Origin of the sequence: Mesorhizobium sp. B2-4-3 (genome assembly GCF_006442815.1) — a bacterium.
GTDB lineage: Bacteria > Pseudomonadota > Alphaproteobacteria > Rhizobiales > Rhizobiaceae > Mesorhizobium.
Map to the genome: position 1 here is coordinate 18,251 of NZ_VFVL01000025.1, position 23,930 is coordinate 42,180.

A 23,930-nucleotide genomic window follows, 5' to 3' on the forward strand; every position below is an offset into this window, starting at 1 on the left:
CGTCCAATCAATAGCTGTCACTGTCGGCATCGATACGGTGGCAACTGCAATGCGACTGAAGGTAAACGGCGAAGAAGCCTGATCCTCGGCCGTCAGTGGTAGCCGATGTCCGCCTTCACCTTGCCGCGGAACACCCAGTAGGACCAGCCGGTATACATGAGGATGACCGGCAGAAGAAACAGCGTGCCCACCGCGAGGAACGCCTGCGTGCTCGGTGCCGAAGCGGCATCCCACAGCGTGTAGACATGCGGCACGATCATCGGCCAAAGGCTGATTGCGATGCCGAGATAGGAGATCAGGAACAGGCCGATGGCGGCGCTGAACGGCGCCACTTCGGAGCTGTTGTTGAGCGAGCGCCATTCGAGCCAGCCTAGCAGGGCTGTCACCAACGGAACGGGCGAAAGGAAGAGCAAATTGGGCCAGGAAAACCATCGCGCGGCTATTCCGGCATTCGCAAGTGGCGTCCATACGCTGACGATCGCGATGGCTGCGAAAACGCCCAGGAAGCACCAGCGGCCGTGACGTCGCGCGCGCACCTGCAGCTCACCCTCCGTTTTCAGCACCAGCCATCCGGCACCAAGTAGCCCGTAGCCGAACACCAGTGCGACGCCCGTCACGACGGAGAAGGGTGTGATGAAATCCCACGACGATCCGGCGAAATGCCGGCCATCCACCTCGAAACCCTGGATGAAGGCGCCCAGAACCATGCCCTGCGCGAAGGTAGCGACGGTCGAGCCCCAACTGAAGCCATGGTCCCAGAAAGTTTTGTGCTCGGCATCGCGATAGCGGAATTCGAAGGAGACGCCGCGGAAGATCAGCGCTAGGAGCATCACCAGAATGGGGAAATAGACGGCAGGAATGATGATAGCGAAGGCCAGCGGAAAGGCGGCCAGGAGCGCCAGCCCGCCCAGCACCAGCCAGGTTTCGTTGCCGTCCCAGATCGGCGCGATCGAGTTCATGACCAAGTTGCGAGACGCGGTGTCCGGCTGGAAGCCGAAGAGGATGCCGACACCCAGGTCGAAGCCGTCCAGGATCACGTAGAAGCATACGCCGATCCCGAGGATCAGCGTCCATAGTGGCACGAAGTCGAGAACCAGCGGCTCCATGGATCAGCCAGCCTTTCCATGTCGCTGCGCTGGGCCGGGCAGGGCGCGCACGGGGCCGCCCGGGCGGCCGCTTTCGATCTCTTCCGGCTCGCTCTCGGCCACTTCCCGGCCCTTGCGAACGAAGCGCGCCATAATGATCAGTCCGGCCGGGAAGATCACCAGATAGGCGACCATGTAGCCGACAAGCGAGATCAGCACGTCGCTCCCCGTCAATGACGGGGAAACGGAATCAGCGGTCCTGAGAAGCCCATAAACCGTCCAGGGCTGACGCCCTACCTCGGTCGTGGTCCAGCCTGCCAGCACCGCCACGAACCCGAGCGGAGCGACCCATTGACAGGTTTGCAGATACCAAGCGGTATCGAAGAGCCTGCCTTTCCAGCGCAGCCACCAGCTAGCCGCCACCATCGCTAGCATCAGGAGGCCGATCCCGACCATTATGCGGAAGGCAAAGAACGGAATTGCCACCGGCGGTCTCTGGTCGCGCGGCCATTCCTTCAGGCCTCGGATCTCGCCATTGATATCATGGGTTAGGACCAGACTGCCAAGCAGGGGCACCTCGACCGCATAACGGTTCGCTTCGTTCCGCTCGTCGGGCAGGGCGAACAGCACTAGCGGCACGCGCCGTCCAGTATCCCAATGCGCCTCGATTGCCGCCAGTTTCGCGGGTTGATGCTCGAGCGTGTTCAGCCCGTGCTCGTCGCCGAGCAGGATCTGCAGCGGGACGAGGATCGTCAGCAGCCAGAACGTCATCGACAGCATGCGCGATCCCTCGGCCACGGAGCGGCCGCGCCGGACCAGCCAGGCGGCCACGCCTACGACGACGAATGCGGTGGTGACATAGAAACCGACCACCGTGTGGCCGAGGCGGTACGGGAAGGAGGGATTGAAGACGATCGCGAACCAGTCTTTCGGATAGAAGCGGCCGTCGACCAGTTCGTAACCAACCGGCGTCTGCATCCAGCTATTGGCGGAAAGTATCCAGAAGGATGACAGAAGCGTGCCGAAAGCCACCATCAGCGCCGCCACGAAGTGAGCCCAGCGCGGAACCAGATTCCGGCCGAACAGCAACACTCCGAGAAACGCGGCCTCAAGGAAGAAGGCGGTCAACCCTTCGTAGGCGAAAAGCGGCGACAGGACATTTGCCGTGGCATCGGAATAACGGCTCCAGTTGGTGCCGAACTGGAAGGGCATGACGATGCCCGACACCACGCCCATGCCGAAGGCGACGGAAAAAATCTTTATCCAAAAGCCTGAAATGCGGAAGTAGATCTCCTGTCCGGTGAAGAAATGCAAGCCTTCCAGGAGGGCGATATAGGACGCGAGGCCAACGGTGAAGGCAGGCAGCAGGATGTGCCAGCCGATGACCCATACGAATTGAAGCCGGGAAAGGAGCAGGGGATCGAGGTCCATCGATGGCCTTGCGTGCGCTCGGCCCCGTTCGGGAGGGACCACGTGGGCGAAGATAGCACGGCGAAGATGGGGAACAAGTCCGAAAGACGAGCCCGCAACGCGGCTTTCGGCGCGAATGGGCCCTCCCGTCCAGCGGCGAGCAGCCCGCGGAACGCATCCTCGACCGCATTGCGGGCAGATCTACGGTGCCAGGCAAGTCGAACAGATTTGACGACTCGGGCAGGCTGCGCAGATTGCGCTTCGAACGGCCCGCGAGACGGTGCCGAAGCTCGCCAGCTTCGCGGACAGCCTGCCCTCTTTCGAGGCTGCGACAAGCTCGTGAGCAGGCAAGCCGTTCACGTGCGCGCCTCCCGCCGGAGTCCCAGGGGGCGGGTATAGCACCGCCCTCAAAGGATGCCGTTGGGTGGCTCGGCGACCCTTTCGTCGAAGGATGCCATCCAATCGAGAGCCTCAGCCGGCGTCCCTGAAGTACGAACGCGGTCGCGGAGCTCGGGGTGGCGCACGAGACGGCAAAGTTGAGCCAAAGCGGGCAGGAAGCCCGCGCTGTCGGATTTCGGCCATAGGACGGCCAGCAGCAGATCGACCGGATCGCTATCGGGCGCGTCGAACCAGACAGGGCGCTGCAGCGTCGCGACCATCGCCGCCGGCGCAGATACCCCGTCAAGTCGTGCGTGGGGGATCGCGACACCGCGCCCGATCGCGGTCGAGCCGAGTCGCTCGCGGCGAAGCAGGGCCGCAAGAACGGCACCTTGGCCCACGCCCGCTCTTTCCCCGAGGCAGGCCGCGATTCTGGCGAGGGCTGACCGCTTTCCCTTGGCGTGCACGCCGAGCAGGATGTCCTGTTCTTCAAGCAGGTCGGTCACCGTCATCATGGGCCGTGCTTGGTCGCCCCGTTGATGCCGCGAGAAGCCGTGCGATTCATCGAGGGCAACGGAGCCGCCAAGATGGACGGCCCTCCCGGACGCAAAGCCAGCGTGGGGATCGCGTCCGGGCCGATGAGCGGCAGTACAGTCGAAGGCGATGCTCGCCGTGTCGGCACGTTGAAGCGCCAGGTTCAGCACCGAGTTCATAGCATCACCTGCCACGACGCGAAGCGGCCAGCCGGCGGACGGTGCGGCGGCGGGTGATCCACCAACGCGGCCGGCACGACTACCGAGGCTATGCACCAAGGGAACCGGGAGGCTGCTCTTGGCAATGATCGGCCGCAGGAAAGGCAAATGCGCCTCGAACGGGAAATTTTCATGTAACGCTCCATCGACGCGGCGCCGCAAGGGGCCGCTGGAATGAACCGCAGGTTTTATGGAAGGTCCCGGAGCAGGATTACGTGCGGGATCGAGGGATGGAGGGTCTGCTCCGGGAAAGGATCCGTCCTTGCCGGGCAAGCCTCGAAATTCTGACGAAAGTCTCCATGCACATGATACGCACCCTAGCCGATAAAGCCTCGTCTCTGAAAGCGACGCCAGTCCCGGCAAGCCGATACGCGAGGTTCAGATCGCCAGGAAAGCGACGAGCATCAGGGCGAAAAGGCCCACTGCGACAATTGTTCTTGTTGTCGTGTCCATTGCTGCTGCCCTTGTTAGACAGGTCGCTGAAATTGCCGATCGATTGGCGGATGCCTTGCGACGGAGCTCCACCTTCCATGTTCCGACGGCCTAAAGAAGCTTTCCGCTAACTGCGGGATTTCGTTTCGCGCTATCCCGATGTCTTCAAGGGTCCTGTCGTCCAGGCCTTCAAGCGCGGCCATGGCACGGTTCCGTTGCCAGCGTTGAACCGCCCGTAGGAACAGTTGCGCGACGGTGGCTCGGGATTGGCGAAGCGCAGGAGCCTGCCGTCGAACCGTGCGCGAGCAATACTTGGATATGGACATGTTGTCCTCCTTCGAGTTCGCCAGGCCCGTTCCACGCGGCCTTCGAATAGGCATCGGTGAACGGACTTGACGCAAGGCACCGGGCGCGCGTCTCCGACGCTCGCCGCATCGCTAGGAAGCAGCGCCGTGCCAGTCTGTCTGATTGTGGGTGAAGGTTCCCGAGACGGCGAACGGAGCGTTCGAGCCGCTCGGGCTACGAACGCGTCAGGAGGGACGCCGAGACGACCAGGTATTTTTTGCGACTGCCCGGAATAACCATGCTCCGGATATGGCCATTGGACGCAGCCGATTCAACGGGTTGGGACCGGGTGCGGCCTTCGGACGCTGGCAGTGCCATGCGCTGGCGATAATCGGGCGCAACGCCGCAAGCGAACCGCGCGGCGCCGTGCGGCATTCCATCCATTTGACTTCGAGCGCAGCCTGGCCATGATGTGTCTGTGAACAGGATTCCAACACGCGGACTTCCCTTCCGGAAGCGGCCCAAGACAGGCCGCTAGCCCTGGCCTAGCGGATCAATTCCGTCAGGTCAGGGAGCTTCCTATCGACTCAAATTCTCAGCGTTGCGCGTCCGCTTCGGTGGACCGCTCAACCATGCACGAAGGAAACCGGAAATGGCCAAGAGAAACGGCAATCGAGAAGCCCGCAAGCCGAAGCAGGGCAAGGACAGGAAAATTCAGGATGCGGCCACGGTATCGGAACTTGGCGCCAAGGCGGCCGGGGCCGGACGACGGCGTTAGGCCGTCCACAATCGTGGCGGCGCGTTCATTGGCCGCCGCCACTTTCCCCCTGCTGGTTTCGGCCACGCGGCGGTCGCAAGATCGATCGGGCAGGCACGCCCTGTTTTCCCTCCGCCCGGTCGCGATAAAGGGCTGCGCGTGCGAGCAGCATCAGCGTGACCGGGGTTGTGACGGTGATGAAGACGCCGATCAGGAGTTCATTCGCGACAGGGCGCGAACCCAGCGCCGAGAAGCGGACGATCGAGGCGAGCACAATGGCGACTGTTCCCCAGCTTGTACCCAGCGTCGGAGCATGCACGCGCTCGAAAAAGCTGCCGAACCTCAGGGTTCCGATTGCACCGAGGAGGGTCAGTCCGGCGCCCAGCAGAACGAGGAAAGCTGTCAGCAGCGCCGCCCAGGCGGGTAGTGCTCCAGCGTGTGTCATTCAATCACCTCGCCGCGCATGAGAAACTTCGCCAGAGCCACGCTCGAGGCGAAGCCCAGCACCGCGATGATCAGGGCCGCCTCGAAATAGATCGGGCTTCCGGCGCGGATGCCGACCGTGAGCACCAGAAGCATGGCGCTCACATAGATGGCATCGAGGCAGAGTACCCGGTCCTGCGCGCGAGGGCCGCGGATCAAGCGGTAGGTGTAGCAGCCCATGGCGGCCACCAGCATGATCTGTGCGGCCGTCACGGACCAAAGGAGTATGATGGCGGTCATTCGAATATCTCCATGAGAAGACTTTCGTAGCGGCTCTTGATCAGGGTGATCCATTCCTCTTCGTCGACGAGGTCGAGAACATGGATCAGAAGGACGTTCAAATCCTGGGCGTACTCGATCCATGCAGTGCCAGGCGTGCTGGTGACGATGCAGGCGAGCACGGCGAGCCCCGTCCTATCGCGAAGGTCGAGCGGTATGGCCACGAAGCCGGATTTGCGTTTGCGGCCGCGACGTTGGATCACAATGCGAGCGACAGCGATGTTCGAGCGCAGGATGTCCAGTGCCACGATCCCGGCAAGGCGGGGGATCAACTGCCACCGTCTCAGCCTTGGCTTCGACGGCTGCAGCGCCGCCATCGCACGGGAGGCCGCGACAGCGACCAGCCCTCCGAGTATGAACTGCGGTGGCGAAAATGACGTCAGCAGCATCCACGTCAGCAGCAACGCCGCAGTCAGAATGGGGTAGGGCAGCGCACGGGTCATCTGGCGACGGCCTTCGCTTGCTCCGGGCCTAAGACGCCCTGGATGTAGCTCGAAGGATCGTGCAGCGAGAGGGCCGCCGCTTCGGTGTACTCGATCATCGCGCCTCCCTTGACCGTCAGGAACAGGCAGAGCGCCAGCAGCCCAACGACCGGCGCGATCTCCACCACCAGCACGCGCGGAACGACGGCTTCGAGCGGCGCCCAAAAAGTGCCGATGCCGCTGCGCATCATGGCGAGCAGCGCCGCCAGGCCGGACAGAATGACCAGTGCGACCAGCAGCCAGGTTCTCGGTGGGATGCCGGCCGGAGTTCCCAGCCCGTCCAGGTTCAACATGCCCGTCAGCATGGCGAACTTGGCAACGAAGCCCGAAAGCGGCGGCAGGCCCGCAAGCAAAAGAGCGACGCATCCGAAGCACACGCCGAGGATGGCGAGCGCGCCCGGCATGACGACGCCGACTTCCTCGTCGTCACGTTCCTCGTCCTCGCCGCCGTCTTCGCCATAGGCTTCCCTGGTGACGGCGAGCAGGTCGGCGCCCGGTTCACGCGCGCGCTCCACCAGTTCAACCAGCATGAAGAAAGCCGCTGTCGTCAGGGTCGAGCTGACGAGGTAGAACAGCCCTCCTGACACGACCGCCGCGTCGCCCATGCCGACAGCGGCCAGCAAGGTCCCCGAAGAAACCAGCACGCTGTAGCCGGCCAGCCTCCCCATCGCCTGCGAGGCGAGCACGCCGGATGTGGCAAAGGCGACCGTCGCCATGCCGCCCCAAAGCATGACCGTCCCGCCGAAGCCTGTCAGTTCGCCTGCTTCGCTGCCGAAGAGCAGCAGGCTCAGGCGCAGGAGCACGTACACGCCGACTTTGGTGAGAACGACGAAGATGGCGGAGACTGGGGCGGCGGCAGCCATGTAAGCGGAAGGAAGCCAGAAGCAGAGCGGCCACATGCCAGCCTTGACCAGGAAGGCGATGCCCAGGATCGCCGCACCCGCCTGCAGCAGCATCCGGTCCTCGGCCGGAACGGCGTGCAGGCGAACCGCCAGGTCGGCCATGTTGAGCGTGCCGGCGACTCCGTAGATCAGGCTGACGCCGATGAGGAAAAGAAGCGACGCCGCCAGGTTTATCGCGATGTAGTGCAGTCCCGATCGGACGCGGAATGCTCCGGAGCCGTGCAGCAGCAGGCCGTAGGACGCCGCCAGCGTTACCTCGAAGAAGACGAAGAGATTGAAGAGGTCGCCCGTCAGGAACGCGCCAGCAAGTCCCATCAGCAGGAACTGGAAGAGGCTGTGGAAGTGCGGTCCGGCCCTGTGCCAGCGAGCCAGCGAGTACACCAGCGACGCGAACCCAATGACGGCGGCGAGGACGAGCATGAGGGCGGCCAGTCGGTCTAGCACGAGCACTATGGCGAACGGCGCGGGCCAACTCGCGACCGCGTAGGACAAGGAAACGATATCGCTTGCGCCCGGAACGCTATTCGCCATGCACATAAGCATCACGCTCGCGACGAGGAGCAGCGCCGTTGAAGCGAGGCTGACCAGCGCCTTCAATGTGTGCCGCGACTCGTCGATCAGAAGCAGCAACGCCCCGGTCACCAGCGGGAGCAGGATCGGAACGACCAGAAGGTGTCGCGTCCACTCCATCAGCGCGACTCCCGCCCGTCGACGTGGTCGCTGCCGGTGAGGCCGCGGGCGGCGATCAGGACCACCAGCAGAAGAGCGGTCGTTGCGAAGCCGATCACGATTGCAGTGAGCACCAGCGCCTGCGGAACCGGGTCCGCGAAGTCGGCAGGATTTCCGGAGCCGTCCGCACCCAGTACGGGAGCTGCCCCTACGCGCAGGCGACCCATGCTGAAGATGAAGAGGTTCACCGCGTAGGAAAGCAACGAAAGGCCGATGACGAGCTGGTAGGTGCGCGGTCGTAGGATCAACCAGACGCCCGATCCGGTAAGAACGCCGATGGCGACTGCAAGCGTCAGTTCCATTGCCGGCTCTCCTCCACGACCTGGCGTTCCTCCTCGAGGCGAGCCGCCCGCAGGCGACGGATCGACTGGTGGGCGATCGCGATCAGCATCAGCACCGTGGCGCCGACGACGAGACTGAACACGCCGAGATCGAACATGGTTGCGCTCGCCATCGGGAGTTTCCCGAGGAGCGGCAGGCTCACGTACCGAAAGTATGAAGTGAGGAAAGCGTCGCCGACCAGCATGGAGGCGGCGCCCGTCAAGGCCGCCAGCAGAAGGCCGGCGCCGATCCATCTGACCGGCAGAATGCGCAGCCGGTCTTCCACCCAGACCGTTCCCCCTGCCATGTACTGCAGGACGAAGCCCGCCGCCATCGCCACGCCCGCGGCGAAGCCTCCCCCCGGGGCGTCATGGCCGCGCAGGAAGAGATAGGCCGCCAGCACAATCACCACCGGGAACATCCATTGCACGAGCACAGAAGGCACATAGAGGTATTCCGCGGGCGTCGCGCCTGCCCCCCGGTCCGGCTCGGCCTCGTCATAGGACAATTGGACACGCTGCTGCTCCGGTCGTTCAATACTGTCCGGCGCAGGGCGGAAGCGCCGCAGCAGGGCGAATACGGTCAGCGCGACGATGCCAAGCACGGTGATCTCACCCAGCGTGTCGAAGCCCCGGAAGTCGACGAGGATCACGTTTACGACGTTGCGTCCTCCGCCTTCGCTGTAGGCCTTTTCAATGAAGAAGTGGGCGATGGTGTCGGGCGGTTTGCGCGTCATGACGGCGTAGGAGATCGCCGTCATCCCGACACCCGCCACCACGGCGATCGTGAGATCGCGGAAATGTCGCGCGCGGGCGAGTGGCCCGATTGGCTCGCGCAGCGCTTCGGATCGTTTGGGCAGCCAGCGCAGGCCGAGTAATATGAGCACAGTCGTAACGATCTCGACGAGGAGCTGTGTCGCCGCAAGGTCCGGTGCCGACAGCCAGACGAAAGACAGGCAGGTGACGAGCCCGGTTCCCCCGAGCAGCACCAGAGCCGCGAGACGGTGGAACTTGGCCCGCTGCGCGGCCGCGACCGCGCAGACCATGCCAATGGCCCACAGGCCGGCGAAGGCGAAATCCGTCCGCCCGCCGCTATAGGTTCCGAAGCCAAGCCCCGAGGCGAAAAGCGGGGTCGCGGCGGCGGCGACCGCGGCGGCGACGAGCAGATGCATCTGCGGCTGCAAGCGCCTCGTGCCGAAGACCTGCTCGACAAGGCGCGCGCCTCGCCATGAGATCGCGACCATGACCAGCTCGAAGATGCGTCGGCCCTGTATCCGGCCGAAAAGGAACTGGCTTTCGGCCCGTTCGAGGTAGCCGCCGGCGAACAGGTAGAGCAGTGTGCCGGCCGCCAACGCTATCGCGCTCATCGCCAGCGGCAGGGTGAAGCCGTGCCATACCGCCAGACTGTATTGGGGTGTCGCGGCGCCAAGCACCGAGGACACCGCGACCTGCAGGAACGGTCCGATTGTCAGCCCCGGAATGATGCCGACGACGAGGCAGGCCACCACCAGGAACATAACGGGGAAGCCCATCCAGAAGGGTGGTTCGTGCGGCTCGCGCGGAAAGCTCTCGGGGGGCACCCCGAGGAAGATCGAGTGGATGAGCCGTATTGAATACGTAACGGCGAGCGCGCTGCCGAGAACGGCCGCGTAAGGCGCCGCCGTGTCCAGCCAGGAGTCGGCATGGGTCTCGACCGCTTCCGCGAAAAACATCTCCTTTGACAGGAAGCCGTTCAGCAGTGGCACGCCAGCCATGGCGGCGCTTGCGACCATGGCCAAGGTGCCCGTGACTGGCATGTATTGGAACAGGCCGGAGAGTCGCCGCAGGTCGCGCGTGCCCGTCTCATGGTCGATGATACCCGCGGCCATGAATAGAGATGCTTTGAAAGTGGCGTGATTGAGCATATGGAAGATCGCGGCGACCGCGGCGAGCGGGCTGCCGAGACTGAGCAACAGCGTGATCAGCCCCAGATGGCTGATCGTGGAATAGGCCAACAGTCCTTTGAGGTCCTGCTGGAACATCGCGAGATAGGCGCCGAGCACCAGCGAGATCATTCCTGCCAGACCAACGATGAGGAACCATTCAGGCGTACCTGAAAGCACTGGCCACAACCGGGCCATGAGGAAGACGCCCGCCTTGACCATGGTTGCCGAATGCAGGAACGCCGAGACGGGCGTGGGTGCGGCCATGGCGTTGGGCAGCCAGAACTGGAAGGGAAACTGCGCGCTCTTGGTGAGCGTTCCGAGCAGGATCAGCAAAAGCGCCGGGACATACAAATCGTGGTTCCGGATAGCGTCACCCGATGCCAGCACCGTGTCGAGATCGTAGCTGCCGACGATATGACCAACTACGAGAACTCCGCCCAGCAGCGCTAGGCCGCCGATCGCCGTGATCGTCAGCGCCATGCGGGCGCCGTCGCGCGCGGCCTGGTTATGATGCCAGTAGCCGATCAGCAGGAAGGAGAAGATGCTGGTGAGTTCCCAGAACACGACTAGGAGGATCAGGTTGCCGGCGAGCACCACGCCCAGCATCGACCCCGTGAACGCCAGGAAGAAAAGATGGAAGCGGCGGACGGGATCCTCTGGCGAGATGTAGTAGCGCGTATATACGACGACGAGAAGCCCGATCCCACTGATAAGCGCCGCGAAGATCCACGCGAACCCGTCCATCCGCAGGGCAACGTCGAGGCCCAGCGAGGGAATCCATTCGAACCTTTGCCGGACAATCCCTCCGCCATGGACGGAAGGGTAGAGCGAGAGCGTCAACGCCAGACAGGCCAGCGTCGTTGCGCATGCCAACCAGGTCGCGGGTGCGCGCGAGTCCGACGGAAGCAAGGTGGCCGCAAGACCTGCCACGAACGGAAGAGCGATGATCAGAGGCAGCGAATAAAGCTCCATCACTCTCCTTGTGTCGAGGCGGTACGATCGTGCGGTATGCTACGGTTCTACGCTATCGTTGATTGTCCGCCAATGACAGGCCTGGTGCTCGCGATGGACTGGCGGGGAAGAAGGTCGGTCGCCGGGCGAGGCCCCCGGATGCCGCCGAGCCGATGGCCAAGACTTCGACCCACGGCGGTTCCGGCAGGCCCGTGCCGACGACGGGCATGCGGTCGCCGGCCGACAGCCCGAGCAGCGTGATTCCCAAAGGCGTCGCCACGGATACCTCCGCGGGGGGCCACATCTGGTCTTCCGGATGGATCAGAAGGCGCCGCTCAGATCCCTCCGAGCCCATGATCCGGTAGGTAACGAAGCGGTCGAGTGACACCGTGTCTTGCCGCATGTCGTCCGGATCGCGCAGTTCAGCAAGGTCGAGCTCGCCTGCAAAGACCGCCGCCAGCGGATGCGACTGTTCCGCGAGCGAACGGGCGAGCGCTTGCAGGCGCATATGGTCGCCCGCAGATATGCGGCGATGGGGAAGGGACAGCTTGCTCATCATGCTTGCCTCCAGATGGATAATGACGGATCCCCGGTGCCTTCTGGTTAGACTAGACGGCACCGGAGATCGTGACTCGTGCGAAGAGAGGACGATCCAAAGCCTTCAGCCTCACGCGGCGGAGGGGTCCGGATCGTCGAGACCCTCGGATACCGCGGAAACCAGCTGCGGCTGGCCATCGAACGCGCAGCGGATCAGCTTCAGCGACGGCTTCCGTCGTGCATGATCGGACAGGCCGACCAGCGCTTCGTCTTCTCGGCGTGCGGCCTCAGGTTGGTACTGGACCTTCTCCAACACGACCCTTTCGTCGCGCCCTTCGTTGCCCGTCAGCACGAAATCCTGTCCCTCGACGAGTCCCAGCAGCGCTAACCCCCCGCGCCGTCGTGACGGGCAGGAAGATTCCGACCGCCGGCGTCGTGCGCTCATGGGACAGGATGCGGGTGTCCGGATCCCGTCCATCGACGCTGAAGGTGATGCGGCTGCTCATCGTAGCGACGTTCACGGGAACATCCTCGCGGAAGACTACTACGGCGGTCTCGATTTTCCTCTTCAGGATCTCCGCCAGAGGATCCTCCATGCTGAGGCAGCGGTCGCGCAAGACCTCAAGAATGGTGAAGTCTTTGGTCGTCAGTATGCAGGTATCGGTAAACATCGCAGCTCTCCATCGCTCCGCTCGGGAGCGGTTGCGTTGAAACGGAAGGGAGATCCCTGGCCGCTATACAGCGGCGCAGGGGCTACGATCCTGCGAGGAGGCAACCTCCGAAGAGCGAGAGGCGACAGGGCGGCCGGACCTCCGTCATGACCCGGCCCGCAACTCGACAGGCCGTTGACGGTGTCGAAGCCGGCATCGGGGCCTCGACGCTTTCCGCCGTCAAGCGATGGACGCGGCCGTCGCGCGCGGTCCAGTTGATCGACTGCCCAGCCGAAAGGCCGATCAGCGCAGCGCCGATCGGCGTAAGGATCGAAACCTTGCCTTCGGCGATATCCGCCTCGCCTGGGAAGACCAGCGTCACGCGCCTGTCTTCTCCAAGGTCGCTGACAAAGCGAACGGTTGAGCCCATGCGGACGACGTCGACCGCGATCCGTCCGTCTGCCACGACACGCGCGCGATCGAGTTCCGCCAGAAGTTCATCTGCGGCCGCAGGATTTCGCGTCGCGTGAGTGTCGGCCAGCCGCAACAGCCTCTCATGGTCGGTGCGTGTCATGGTGATCGTCGGTTTGCGAAGTTTTTTCGTATCGGAAGCCATTCGTGGACTTCCTTTCTGATGCTTGGACCGCAGGCGTATTGTGGCGCCGCTACGGTCGATTATTGGATATGATGGATTTCTGTCGCCCTGACTGCCCGCGTCGATCCCACTTGTGGGACTGCAGGCTCGACCCCCTCACCCGGAGCGCGACACGACCGGGCCGGGGGTCAGTGGTCCGCGATTGGACACAACCGCGTAAGGAAAATGGCGAAGCGCTTGGTCGACATGCACCACACATGGGATGTCTGGCGCGGAAAGTCAAGGATCGACAGGGTAGGCAGCAGCATCGAGCAACCGAGTTGCTGCGTGTCAGCGGTGAATTTGCTGCGATCGGGGGCGGCTCGACAAGATTTAAGTCGACATACGCAAGCAAGAACCATACGTTTGCTCCACGAACAGCATGCGCATGACCCCAACACTTCAAAGAACCGTGACAACCGTCTGCGGCAGCATTTCCGACATTCGGAGCGGTTCTTTTTTCTGAAGCCGAAAGATGGTGTGCATGGCCATGCTCCGATTGTCGGTCTCACTGTGTCAGTGATGTCGGCCCTTCTGAGCGCTGGCCGCGATCAACCACGCGCGGGCAAATGCTTCGCCACCTCGATAAAGTTCCGGACCGCCTTGGCACGGTTGGCGCGCTTCCACACCAGCACCGTTTGAATGCGGAAATCCTGATGGAGGATCGGCCGGATCTCGACGTTGCGTCCGAGGAAGTTGATCAGGCTTTCTGGATAAATCGTGATGCCGAGCCCCGCGGCGACAAGGCCGAGCAGCGCCAGCGTGTTGGAAGCCTCCAGCTTGATGTTGAGCCGCGTGCCTTCGGCAGAAAACATGTCGTCGAGGCGCCAGCGATAGGCCTCCCACTCGATCATGTCGCCGAGAATGATGTCTTCTTCGGCAAGGTCTGTCGGCCGCACTTCGTGCAGCCGTGTAAACCGGTGGTTCCTCGGAGTGACCACGTAGAGCGGGTCGGCAGAGAGAAGGAGGGTATGGAAATCGGCGTGGTCGAACGGGCCGATCATGTAGCCGACGTCGACTTCGTCATGCGCGAGTGCAAGCTTCTGGCCTTGGGTCCGGATGTAGCGGAGGTTGACGTCGATATGCGGATAAAGCTGCCGGTAGCGTGACACGGCGAAGGGCATCAACTCTGTTGCGGCAAAGGCCATGTACGCTACCCGCAGGCTGCCAGTCTTGCCTTCGGCGATTAGCCGGGCCGCCTTCACCGAATTGGAATAGCTCTGCAGAAGCGCGGCATTCTGCTCGTAGAAGGAGCGTCCAGCCGGCGTCAGGGTCACTTCGCGCGTCGTGCGTTCAAACAGCGCGAACCCCAATATGTGCTCCAGCTTTTGAATACGTCGAGTGAGCGCCGACTGATCGACGTTAAGACGCTCGGCGCTGCGGCGGAAGTTCAGCTCCTCCGCCACGACGAGGAAGGAATGGGTGAGCTCCAGGCCCGCTTCGGTGTCCATGACCATCCCTGCCCGATTGATGCGTTTGGCGCAAGAATAATTGGCCAAAGACCATTTCAGCTCAAGATGGAGACGCGGCAATCTTTCGGCGGATACCGGCGGACGGGAATGTTCCTCGGTCATCGGAAGCAACAATGCCGCAATGCCGGCACAGACAGAGGAACCGTCATGAGCGACGTGGACAACAAGGAACTCGATCGCATGCTGCAGCAGGCGTTCGCGGCATCGACCAAAATCTATCAGGAACGCGGTTTTCAGCGCCGCGTAGGCTTCGGCAAGCGGCCCGCGCTGGTTAGTGTCGATCTCGCCAACGCATGGACGCGACCCGGCAACCCTTTCACCTGCGACCAGGATGCAATGGACAATGAGATCATCCCGGGCATGCAGAGGCTGCTGAAGGCCTGCCGTGCCCACGGCCACCCGGTCATTCACGTCACGACGGCCTATGAGATCACCGATCGCAATGCCGGTTTCACCGACATGGGCCTCTGGCACTGCAAGATCCCGATCGATGTCGTCAACCTGAAAGACAAGGAACTGTGGGCGATCGACTCCCGCATTGCGCCGATCGAAGGCGAATACACGCTACTCAAGAAGCGGGCGAGCTCTTTCCATGGCACCGGCTTGGCCGGCCTGCTTCGGGCGGCTGGCGTCGACACGATCCTGGTGACCGGTGTCACCGCGACGGCATGCGTGCGCACCACGATCTGCGATGGACTGGCAGACGGCTTCCGTACCATCGCGGTGCGTGAGTGCATCGGTGATCGCGTTCCGGGCGCGGTTGCGTGGAACCTCTACGACATCGACGCGAAGTTCGCCGACGTCCACAGCGTGGACGAATGCGTCGAGTATCTCAACACGGTCAACGCCGCGCGGATTGCGGCTGAATGACTTGGCTGGCGCGTCCCTCGGGACGCGCCTTCGTCCATCGGGAGGAAGTGAACATGGCGCGCATTGGCGTTGACGTCGGCGGAACAAATACGGACCTGGTGCTCGAATGCGCCGGAGGAGTGTTCTATCACAAGGTTCCGACGACCTTGAAAAACCAGTCCATCGGCGTGGTCGAAGGCGTCAGGGGCATTTGCGGCCTGGCCGGGATCGAGCCGTCCGAAGTGGATGTTATCGTCCATGGAACGACCACCGCGACCAACATCACGATCGAGCACAACGGCTCGGAAACAGGGATGCTCACGACGCGCGGCTTCCGTGACATCCTGCATATCGGGCGGCACAAGCGCCCGTACAATTTCTCGCTTCACTTCATGGTGCCATGGCAGAGCCAGCCTCTGGTGAAGCGCCGCAACCGCATCGCCATCTCCGAGCGCATCCTCCCGCCGCGCGGCGATGTCGAGACGGCGCTTGACGAGAACGAGGTGCGCGAGGCGACCAGGCTCTTCAAGAAGCGCGGCATCAACTCGGTCGTGATCGGCTTCATGTTCTCGTTCCTGAACGATGCCCACGAGCGCCGTGCCAGGGACATCGTGCTGGAAGAGATGCCGGATGCCTATGTGACGCTGTCGAGCGAGGTCGCCAACGTCATGAGGGAATACGAGCGCTTCTCGACCGCGGCGATGAACTCGTATGTCGGCCCGAAAACCGCGTTCTACCTGCGCGATCTGGAATCGAAGCTGCGCGAGGCCGGAGTGTCGTCCAAGCTGCGCATCATGCAATCGAACGGCGGCGTCTCCACCGTCCAGGCCTGCGCGACGCGCCCGGTGCGCATCCTGATGTCCGGTCCGGCCGGCGGCGTCATCGGCGGCGCCTCGGAAGGCGAGATGGCGGGGGTGAGAAACATCATCACCGTCGATATCGGCGGCACCTCGGCCGACATCAGCACCATCCCGGACGGGCGGGTCAAGATCATGAACCCGCGCGACACCTACGTGTCCGGTCATCCCGTGCTAACGCCGATGATCGATCTCGTCACGATCGGCGCCGGCGGCGGTTCGGTCGCCTACATCGACGAGGCGGGTGCCTTCAACGTGGGGCCGCGCTCGGCGGGTTCCGAGCCGGGCCCAGCCTGCTACGGCCGCGGCGGCACGGAGCCTACGGTGACCGACGCGCAGATCGTGCTTGGCCGCCTCGACCCCGACCTGGTGCTGGGTGGCGACCTGAAGCTCGATCCGGCGCTTTCAAGGAGGGCGATCGAGGAAAGGATCGCGAAGCCGCTCGGTCTGTCGGTGACGGACGCGGCGCTCGGCATCATCAAGATCATCAACAACAACATGGCGCTCGCCATCCGCTCCAATTCGGTGGCGCGCGGCATCGACCCACGCCAGTTCTCGATCCTACCTTTTGGCGGCGCGGGACCGCTGCACGGCGCGGCGCTGGCGGAGGCGATCTCGGCGCGAGACGTGATCGTTCCTGTGGCGCCGGGCATAACGGCAGCCGTTGGCCTGTTGAAGACCGACCTCCAATACGAGCAGACCGAGGCCATTATCGTCGAGCTCAACGCGGCCGGCGATGCGCAGCTCGAGCGTGTCAACCGCGCCGCTGCCTCGTTGCGCGAGCGGGTCGTGGCGGACCTCGACGCAGACGGCATTGCGCGCGACCAACAGAAGATCGAGATCGTCGCGGAATGCCGCTATCACGGCCAGGGCTTCGAACTGCGCGCAAAGATGCCGGAGGAACCAGTCACGCAAGCCAACAAGGCGGTAATCGTCACCAGCTTCCACGACCAGCATCAGCTCGACTACGGCTACAGCTATCGCGAGCAGGAGGTGGAGCTGATCACCTTGCGTGCCATCGGCCGCGCCGCCGTGAAACGTATCGCTATACCGAAAGTCAGGCCCACAGACGGCTCCAGCATCGATCGGGCACTGATGTTCGTCCGGGCGACGACCTTCGACGACGGCCGCACGCTGGAGACACCTCGCTACGATCGCACGAAGCTTTACGCGGGCGACAAGGTGACCGGACCGGCGATCCTCGTCCAGCACGATTCAACGACCCTGGTGCCGCCCGGCTACGTCGCCGAGACGCTCGAATACGGCAACACGCGTGTCCATCGCGCCGGCGTGGCTTGAAACAAAGGGAGGAAATCATGATCAGTATGGCTCAGGCCGTGGCGCTCAAGGAGATGCCGGCCGAAATCGATCCCATCACGCTGCAGGTCATCCGCGGTTCATTCGAAACCATCGCCGAGGAAATGGCGCATGTGCTCTACCGCATGTCCTTTTCCTCGATCATCCGTGAATCCGAGGATCTCGGCGCTGGCCTGTTCGACGTCGAGTTCAACACGCTGTGCGAGTCGGAATCGACGCCGATGCACATCGGTTCGATCCCCGGTTACCTGCGCGGTATCCAGGCAACGCTGGAGGACGGCGAGTGGTACGATGGCGACGTGGTCGTCCACAATCATCCCTACCACGGCTCCAGTCACACCCCCGACCTCGCGATCGTGGTGCCCGTGTTCTGGCATGGCCGCCTGATCGGTTTTGCCGGCAATACCGCCCACCATGTGGACATCGGAGCGGCGACGCCCGGCCTCATCATCGACGTTCCGGATGTCTTTGCCGAGGGCATGCTGTTTGCAGGCACCAAGCTTTACCGCAAGGGCCAGCCCAACAATGCGATGTGGACCTTCATCCGCAACAACAGCCGCGCGGCCCAGCAACTGGTGAGCGACATCGAGGCCCAGGTCGCTTCGGCCAGGCTTGGCGCCAAGCGCTTCGTCGAACTAATCGAGAAGTTCGGGGAAGACACGGTCTTCCGGGCGGCCAACCAGCTGATGGACTATGCCGAGCGCATGATGCGACAGCGCATCCGCGAAATTCCCGACGGCGAATATACGGCCGAGGGCTGGCTCGACGACGACGGGCGCAATCGCGACCAGCGCTTGAAGGTCAAGGTCACCGTCCGTGTCAGGGGCGACGAACTCGACGTCGATCTCACGGGCTCTGCCGACCAGACACCGACCGCCTACAATGTGCCGTTCGAGGGTTCGACCAAGGTTGCCGCCTATGCGGCTTTCCGCAAGCTTCTGCTCGACGCCTACACGTCCGACGTGCGCGTGCCCTCCAACGAAGGTTCGTTCAGGCCGATCAACGTGATCGCGCCGCTTGGCTCAATTTTCAACCCGAAACCGCCGGCATCCGCGGAGGCGCGCTTCACCCAGTGCAATCGCATGATCGACCTGATCATCCGCGCGCTGGCGCCCGTCATGCCGGATACCGTGATCGCAGGCAGCTCGGCGTCGATCTCGTTCGCCGCCTATTCGGGTGTGCGTCCGAGCGGCGACTACTGGGTGTTTCTCGAAGTGAACGAGGGAGCCTATGGCGGTCGCCCGCGCTCGGACGGCCCCGACAGCATCGATAACCTGATGGCCAACACGCGCAACAATCCGCTCGAGGACCTGGCGATGCATATTCCGATGATCTGCGATCGCTACGAATTGCGCGACGACGTGCCTCCCGGCGCCGGGGAGTTCAGGGGAGGGCTCGGCGTGGTCAAGGCGCAACGCGTACTGACCGATGGCTTCATCACCCATGAATCGGAACGTCACAAGGATGCGCCATGGGGCATCTTTGGCGGCACCGACGGCGCGGTTGGCAAGTGCCTGATCTACAACGCCTTGGCCGCAGGCGAGGCCCGCGAGATGCATTCCAAATTCTCCGGACTCGCCGTAAAGGCCAACGACACCATGGCCTATTTCAGCCCCAATGGGGGCGGGTACGGCTCGCCGCTGAAGCGGCCTGCCCAGAAGGTGCTCGAGGACGTGCTCGACGGCTTCTATTCGGCGGAGCATGCGCGCGATGTCTACGGCGTCGCGGTCGATGTCGAGCAGGAAACGGTCGATATCGAGGCGACCGCCGCGCTACGGGCAGCGCTCGCAAAAGCCTCATAGCACCCGCGAATTGACTCTTGGGCGTCTGGAACACGCCCTGATCCACGACAACAATGGGAGGAGAGCATGTTCGAGACTACCGCAAATAGCGCTGGCAAGGGCGCGAAGGACGTACGCTACGCGACCTGGGTAACCCTTTTCGCCTGGGTTTTCGCGGTTTACGACTTCATCCTGTTCGGGACGCTGCTCCCGGAGATTGGCAGGCACGAGGGCTGGAGCACTGCCTTTCAGGCGGAGCTCGCGACGTGGATTGCCGTCGGCACGGCGGTCATTGCCTTGCTGGTTGGACCGGCGGTCGACCGTATGGGGCGGCGAAACGGAATAATTCTGACTGTCTCCGGGGCAGCCGTCTGCTCGGCCCTCACGGCCATCGGCGGCGGTTTCGGCAGCCTGGTGCTGGTGCTGATCCGCTCGCTCGGCGGCTTTGGCTACGCCGAGCAGACAGTGAACGCTACCTATCTCAGCGAGCTTTATGCCTCCGCGCCTCCCAGCGTGGCGCGGCGCCGAGGCTTCCTCTACAGCCTCGTGCAGGGAGGTTGGCCGATCGGCGCGCTTTTGGCCGCCGCGCTGACGGCAATCCTGCTGCCATTTATCGGCTGGCAAGGTTGCTTCATTTTTGCGGCGCTTCCCTCGCTCGTGATCGTGCTCTTCGCACGCAGGCTGAAGGAAACCCCGCAGTTCTTGGCACACCAGCTGGAACGCAGCCAGCCCGCAGCTCAAGATCGGGATCAACACGGTTTGCGCGCGACGCTGCAGGGCTCGACGCGGCGGAAGACGCTGGTCCTTGGAGCCGCGTTCCTGCTCAATTGGTTTGCCATCCAGGTATTTAGCGTGCTTGGGACGACCGTGATCACCGACGTTCATCATGTCTCGTTCGAGAACTCGTTGATCGTCCTGATCCTGTCCAATCTCGTCGGCTATCTAGGCTATCTCGCCTTCGGCTTTCTCGGCGACCGCATCGGCCGGCGCAATGCGATCGCTTTGGGTTGGACCATAGCCGGCATATTGTTCACCGGCATGCTTTACGCCCCTCATAGCCTCGGTCCGGTCATGGCGCTCTACAGCCTTGGTCTGTTTTTCCTTATCGGTCCTTACGCGGCGCTGCTGTTTTTCATCGGCGAGAGCTTCCCGACGACCATCAGGGCCACCGGTGGCGCGCTCGTCGCCGCAATGGGACCGATCGGCGCAATTCTGGCCGGGCTTGGTGCAACCTACCTTCTAAACGCCGGGTCGACATGGCAGCTCGCCGCGCTCTATTTCGGAGCCGTGCCTTGCTTCGTGTCCGGACTGCTGATCTGCGCTGCCCCGAAGGTCATTCCGGACGATGTCTCCGAAGCGAAACTTGGCGGCGCGGCAGGGTCACTGGCTTGATGCGCAACCGATGCGCCGTGAGTGAGCACCCGGGAGGGGAATCCCCCTCCCGGCCGACAGCGCCGCTCGTCGCGAGGCCTACCCTGTAGGCATTCGGAACCTTTGCTTCCCTAGGCGAATCTCTGACCACCTGTTCTGGTTCCTTAGCTGCTACGGAACTTTCCTTTCAGCCAACCGCGGCATTTCAGATCGAAATGCAAATATAAGCGGTATCAATTGTTAAACAAAAAATAGAGCGGCTATTCTGGATTTGGCTGTGGCGGGTCTCAACTGAGAAGTGTGGCCAACCGAATACAAGAGTGGCTGGCGATAACTCAATCTCATTGCCACGCCGACCTTCGGTCATCGTCCGCCTGCTAGGATAGTCGTTGTAAACGCCCTCCTTGATGTCCGTCAGGAACGGGATTGACTGGGAACGGACGCAGAAATGAAAAAGTTTGGATTTGTCCTCGTCCGAAATTTCACGCTTTCTCCACTGTCGATGTTCATCGACACGCTTCGCCTGGCTGGTGATGATGGCGATCGAAGCAGGCGCGGGAGGTTTGACTGGCAGATCATCGGAGAGAAGGGCCTGCCAATTCGATCAAGCTCCGGTGTAGAGGTGTTGCCAACCAGGCAGATTGCGGCTCCTGAGGACTATGACAATATCGTGGTCGTCGGAGGCCTTCTCACCGGGGGCCAGCATCTTAGCGCCGAAAAGGAAGCCTTTCTGCGGCTCGCTGCTCGACGCGGTATCCCGCTAACCGCACTCTGCACGGGCAGTTTTGTGCTTGCTGAGTATGGGCTGCTCGATAGCTATCGCGCGTGCGTAAGCTGGTTTCACGTCAAGGAATTCCGAGAACAGTTCCCTCACGTTCGGGCCAGCGCCGACACGCTTTTCCTGGTCGACAGAGATCGGGCCACCTGCGCAGGCGGAGCTGGTGCAGCGGATTTGGCCAGCCACTTCGTGTCCAAGCTCGCAGATGACAGAGCCGCCGAAAAGGCGGCAAGGATCCTAGTCCTGGACCGAATACGCACTGACCGCGATGTGCAACCCAACGGGGAGCTATTCCCGACAGCTGTCAGCCGCCATATAAGGCGCGCCCTGCTTATGATGGAAAGCAGTATCCAGGAAAGGACCTCCGTGTCCGACATAGCGAAGAAGCTCGGCATTTCCAGGCGGCAACTGGAACGGTTGTTTTCCGAGGAGATTCAGACAAGCCCCGCGGCGGCACATCTCGCATTGCGTTTGCGGTACGCTGGGACCCTTTTAGCCAACACTGACCTTCAGATAGGCGAAGTCGCGTACAGGTGCGGCTTTCAGAATGCAGGACACTTTAGCCGGGTGTACCGTCAGCATGTAGGAATTCCGCCGTCGAATTTTCGAAGGACCGGGACACCGCCGGGCCCCGCAACGACTTGTCAATGCATCGCGCCCAATTGATGGTAATCTCCTTCTCTCAGCCGATAGGTCATATTTCAAGCGCGCTTTGGGAACTACCGCGTCTTGACGGCCTAGATGGCCAGGACAGGGGCACTGCGCGGCATTCGTTGAAGGTGAACGATGGAGCCGCTCTGGCCTCTGTTTCTAGACGATGATCACGATGTTCGAAAAGGCGGAGAGCTAAAACGTCTGCGGACATCAGCGGAAAGGAACACGCGCTGCCGCGACATGCCATGCGGACTAAAGACCGCATTAGGCACGCGTCAGCGGCCTAAAGGAATAAAAGTCTGCTGGCTCCTGAAGCGTTTCGCCTCCTAACCCGTTGCCTCGTCTTTCTACGTCGGATTGGTAACGCGCAGCAGGATTGCTGGCTGCTCCACCTTGAAGGAAGACGTAACGCCATCGAGCGAATCGAGCTCGGGCGGAATGCTTGGGCCGCTGCCTGACGATCGTGATTTGATATAGCACGAGCGTGAGATTGCTCGGCGCTGAAAAGTCCCATGGTGCGGAGCTTCGCGCCCGGATTGTCTCGATCGCAATCTGCAGGAGGCGCGGCATTTGGACTGCAGCAAGGTAGACTTGAGGCACATCAAGGCCAGGGCTGCGCGTTTCGTCAGCCCCTGAGTTCTTCGGAAGGGTCGATAACGGTTCCTCATGAAACCATGCGATGTACTTATTTGCTGCCAGCCCAACCGCAAATTACCGTTCCGGAATGGCCGAGGTTCATAAGAAAAGCGAAGCCAAGGCCTCCTTTGCCAACAAGAATGGGAGTGGCGGAAATGGGAAATCGCTTTAGGGGTAGCATGCTTGCTCTGTCGTTGGTGGCGAGCCTGCCGATGTTCGCAACGTCAGCGCTGGCGCTAGATAAGCTTTCCGTGATGAGTTTCGGCGGCGCGTACCAGGAAGCGCAGCGCAAGGCTGTGTTCGAGACGTACGCGTCGAGCATGGGCATCAAGATCGACGAGCAGGAGTATGGCGGCGAGATCGCCAAGATCAAGGCGATGATCGAGTCCGGCAACACCACGGTGGACGTCGTCGACGTCGATGCTCCGACGCTGTTGCAGGGCTGCGACGAGGGCATCTTCGAAAAGATCGACTGGTCGGCCATCGGCCCGAAGGAAGACTGGATCGCGGGCACCACGTCCGAATGCGGCGTCGGCACCATCGTATACGCGACCACGCTGGCCTATGACGGCGCCAAGCTGCCAGACGGCCCTAAGACCATAAAGGACCTCTTCGACACCAAGAAATTCCCTGGCAAGCGCGGCCTATGGAAGAATCCGGCAACCAACCTGGAATTCGCCCTCCTTGCCGACGGAGTGCCCGCCGACAAGGTCTATGAGACACTGTCCACGCCAGCGGGCGTCGACCGCGCCTTCGCCAAGCTCGACACGATCAAGGACAGCATCGTCTGGTGGGAGGCTGGCGCGCAGGCGCCGCAACTGCTTGCATCGGGCGAAGTGGTCATGACCACCGCCTGGAACGGCCGCATCTACAACGCCAACAAGGAAAGCAAGGACTTCCGCATCGTATGGGACAACCAGATCCTCGATTCAAATTACTGGGTCATCCCAAAGGGCGCCAAGAACCCAGCGGGTTCGCTCGCCTTCATCAAATACGCCGTGGAGCCGAAGGTGCTGGCCGGCATCATCAAGTATATCCCCTATGGTCCGGTGCGGAAATCATCCGCCCAGTTCGTGGCTCCAGAGGATGCCAAAAACCTCCCCACCAGCCCGCAGAATCTGACGGTGTCGCTGACGCTGGACAATGCTTTCTGGGCCGACAATGGCGACGAGATCCGCAAGCGCTTCACGACCTGGCTCGCAAAATAGACGAGGGCATAGAGGA

At 62.5% G+C, this 23,930-nt stretch carries 20 protein-coding genes; 7 read left to right on the top strand and 13 right to left on the bottom strand.

Annotated elements, in window-relative coordinates:
• Nucleotides 1–92: 92 nt before the first annotated feature.
• The 3 genes from cydB to FJ956_RS21590 all read right to left on the bottom strand — a co-directional run bounded on the left by cydB (nt 93) and on the right by FJ956_RS21590 (nt 3,586).
• On the bottom strand, nt 93–1,106 hold the full coding sequence (gene cydB, locus FJ956_RS21580) for a cytochrome d ubiquinol oxidase subunit II (protein ID WP_140680882.1): 1,014 nt from the start codon (nt 1,104–1,106) through the stop codon (nt 93–95).
• A 3-nt stretch (nt 1,107–1,109) separates the two neighbouring features.
• Nucleotides 1,110–2,516 carry a cytochrome ubiquinol oxidase subunit I gene (locus FJ956_RS21585; protein WP_140680884.1) on the bottom strand — a complete coding sequence of 469 codons (1,407 nt, stop codon included), beginning with the start codon at nt 2,514–2,516 and terminating at the stop codon, nt 1,110–1,112.
• A 386-nt stretch (nt 2,517–2,902) separates the two neighbouring features.
• Nucleotides 2,903–3,586 carry a PTS sugar transporter subunit IIA gene (locus FJ956_RS21590; protein ID WP_140680886.1) on the bottom strand — a complete coding sequence of 228 codons (684 nt, stop codon included), beginning with the start codon at nt 3,584–3,586 and terminating at the stop codon, nt 2,903–2,905.
• Nucleotides 3,587–4,994: 1,408 nt separating this feature from the next.
• On the opposite strand from FJ956_RS21590, the gene FJ956_RS31050 reads away from it, so the two are divergent.
• A complete protein-coding gene (locus FJ956_RS31050; protein ID WP_281405627.1) occupies nt 4,995–5,120 on the top strand; it encodes a hypothetical protein in 126 nt (41 codons plus the stop codon).
• 25 nt (nt 5,121–5,145) lie between these two features.
• Here the strand turns inward: FJ956_RS31050 and mnhG are convergent, their stop codons facing one another.
• The 10 genes from mnhG to FJ956_RS21650 form a co-directional block, all read right to left on the bottom strand.
• Entirely contained in the window at nt 5,146–5,544 is a 399-nt protein-coding gene (gene mnhG, locus FJ956_RS21600) for a monovalent cation/H(+) antiporter subunit G (RefSeq protein ID WP_140680890.1), read from the bottom strand.
• Entirely contained in the window at nt 5,541–5,822 is a 282-nt protein-coding gene (locus FJ956_RS21605; RefSeq protein ID WP_140680892.1) for a K+/H+ antiporter subunit F, read from the bottom strand. The genes mnhG and FJ956_RS21605 overlap by 4 nt, the downstream gene beginning before the upstream one ends.
• Nucleotides 5,819–6,304, bottom strand: coding sequence for a Na+/H+ antiporter subunit E (locus FJ956_RS21610; RefSeq protein WP_140680894.1), 486 nt, complete (start codon nt 6,302–6,304; stop codon nt 5,819–5,821). Before FJ956_RS21610 ends, FJ956_RS21605 begins: the two co-directional genes overlap by 4 nt.
• A complete protein-coding gene (locus FJ956_RS21615; protein WP_140680896.1) occupies nt 6,301–7,935 on the bottom strand; it encodes a monovalent cation/H+ antiporter subunit D in 1,635 nt (544 codons plus the stop codon). The genes FJ956_RS21610 and FJ956_RS21615 overlap by 4 nt, the downstream gene beginning before the upstream one ends.
• Nucleotides 7,935–8,276, bottom strand: coding sequence for a Na+/H+ antiporter subunit C (locus FJ956_RS21620; RefSeq protein WP_140680898.1), 342 nt, complete (start codon nt 8,274–8,276; stop codon nt 7,935–7,937). Before FJ956_RS21620 ends, FJ956_RS21615 begins: the two co-directional genes overlap by 1 nt.
• A complete protein-coding gene (locus tag FJ956_RS21625) occupies nt 8,267–11,191 on the bottom strand; it encodes a monovalent cation/H+ antiporter subunit A (protein ID WP_140680900.1) in 2,925 nt (974 codons plus the stop codon). The genes FJ956_RS21620 and FJ956_RS21625 overlap by 10 nt, the downstream gene beginning before the upstream one ends.
• A gap of 52 nt (nt 11,192–11,243) precedes the next feature.
• Entirely contained in the window at nt 11,244–11,729 is a 486-nt protein-coding gene (locus FJ956_RS21630) for a transcription elongation factor (RefSeq protein ID WP_181170291.1), read from the bottom strand.
• A gap of 108 nt (nt 11,730–11,837) precedes the next feature.
• Complete coding sequence (locus FJ956_RS21635) at nt 11,838–12,059, bottom strand: hypothetical protein (RefSeq protein ID WP_181170292.1); 222 nt, start codon at nt 12,057–12,059, stop codon at nt 11,838–11,840.
• Nucleotides 12,060–12,460: 401 nt separating this feature from the next.
• Nucleotides 12,461–12,973 carry a nucleoside diphosphate kinase regulator gene (gene rnk, locus FJ956_RS21645; RefSeq protein ID WP_140680906.1) on the bottom strand — a complete coding sequence of 171 codons (513 nt, stop codon included), beginning with the start codon at nt 12,971–12,973 and terminating at the stop codon, nt 12,461–12,463.
• Between the two features lie 569 nt (nt 12,974–13,542).
• The gene (locus FJ956_RS21650) at nt 13,543–14,442 is read right to left on the bottom strand and encodes a LysR family transcriptional regulator (RefSeq protein ID WP_140680908.1); all 900 of its coding nucleotides are present in this window, start codon (nt 14,440–14,442) and stop codon (nt 13,543–13,545) included.
• Here FJ956_RS21650 and FJ956_RS21655 point away from each other — a divergent pair.
• The 6 genes from FJ956_RS21655 (at nt 14,410) to FJ956_RS21680 (ending at nt 23,914) form a co-directional block, all read left to right on the top strand.
• Nucleotides 14,410–15,333, top strand: coding sequence for an isochorismatase family protein (locus FJ956_RS21655; RefSeq protein ID WP_246672158.1), 924 nt, complete (start codon nt 14,410–14,412; stop codon nt 15,331–15,333). The two genes, FJ956_RS21650 and FJ956_RS21655, sit on opposite strands and share 33 nt — an antisense overlap.
• Nucleotides 15,334–15,386: 53 nt before the next feature.
• Entirely contained in the window at nt 15,387–17,468 is a 2,082-nt protein-coding gene (locus FJ956_RS21660; protein ID WP_140680910.1) for a hydantoinase/oxoprolinase family protein, read from the top strand.
• Nucleotides 17,469–17,485: 17 nt separating this feature from the next.
• Nucleotides 17,486–19,288: a hydantoinase B/oxoprolinase family protein gene (locus tag FJ956_RS21665; RefSeq protein WP_181170293.1), complete on the top strand. Its 1,803-nt coding sequence runs from the start codon at nt 17,486–17,488 to the stop codon at nt 19,286–19,288.
• 66 nt (nt 19,289–19,354) lie between these two features.
• Nucleotides 19,355–20,659 carry an MFS transporter gene (locus FJ956_RS21670; RefSeq protein ID WP_140680912.1) on the top strand — a complete coding sequence of 435 codons (1,305 nt, stop codon included), beginning with the start codon at nt 19,355–19,357 and terminating at the stop codon, nt 20,657–20,659.
• Between the two features lie 427 nt (nt 20,660–21,086).
• On the top strand, nt 21,087–22,082 hold the full coding sequence (locus tag FJ956_RS21675; protein WP_140680914.1) for a GlxA family transcriptional regulator: 996 nt from the start codon (nt 21,087–21,089) through the stop codon (nt 22,080–22,082).
• Between the two features lie 836 nt (nt 22,083–22,918).
• The gene (locus FJ956_RS21680; RefSeq protein ID WP_246672159.1) at nt 22,919–23,914 is read left to right on the top strand and encodes an ABC transporter substrate-binding protein; all 996 of its coding nucleotides are present in this window, start codon (nt 22,919–22,921) and stop codon (nt 23,912–23,914) included.
• Nucleotides 23,915–23,930 lie beyond the last annotated feature (16 nt).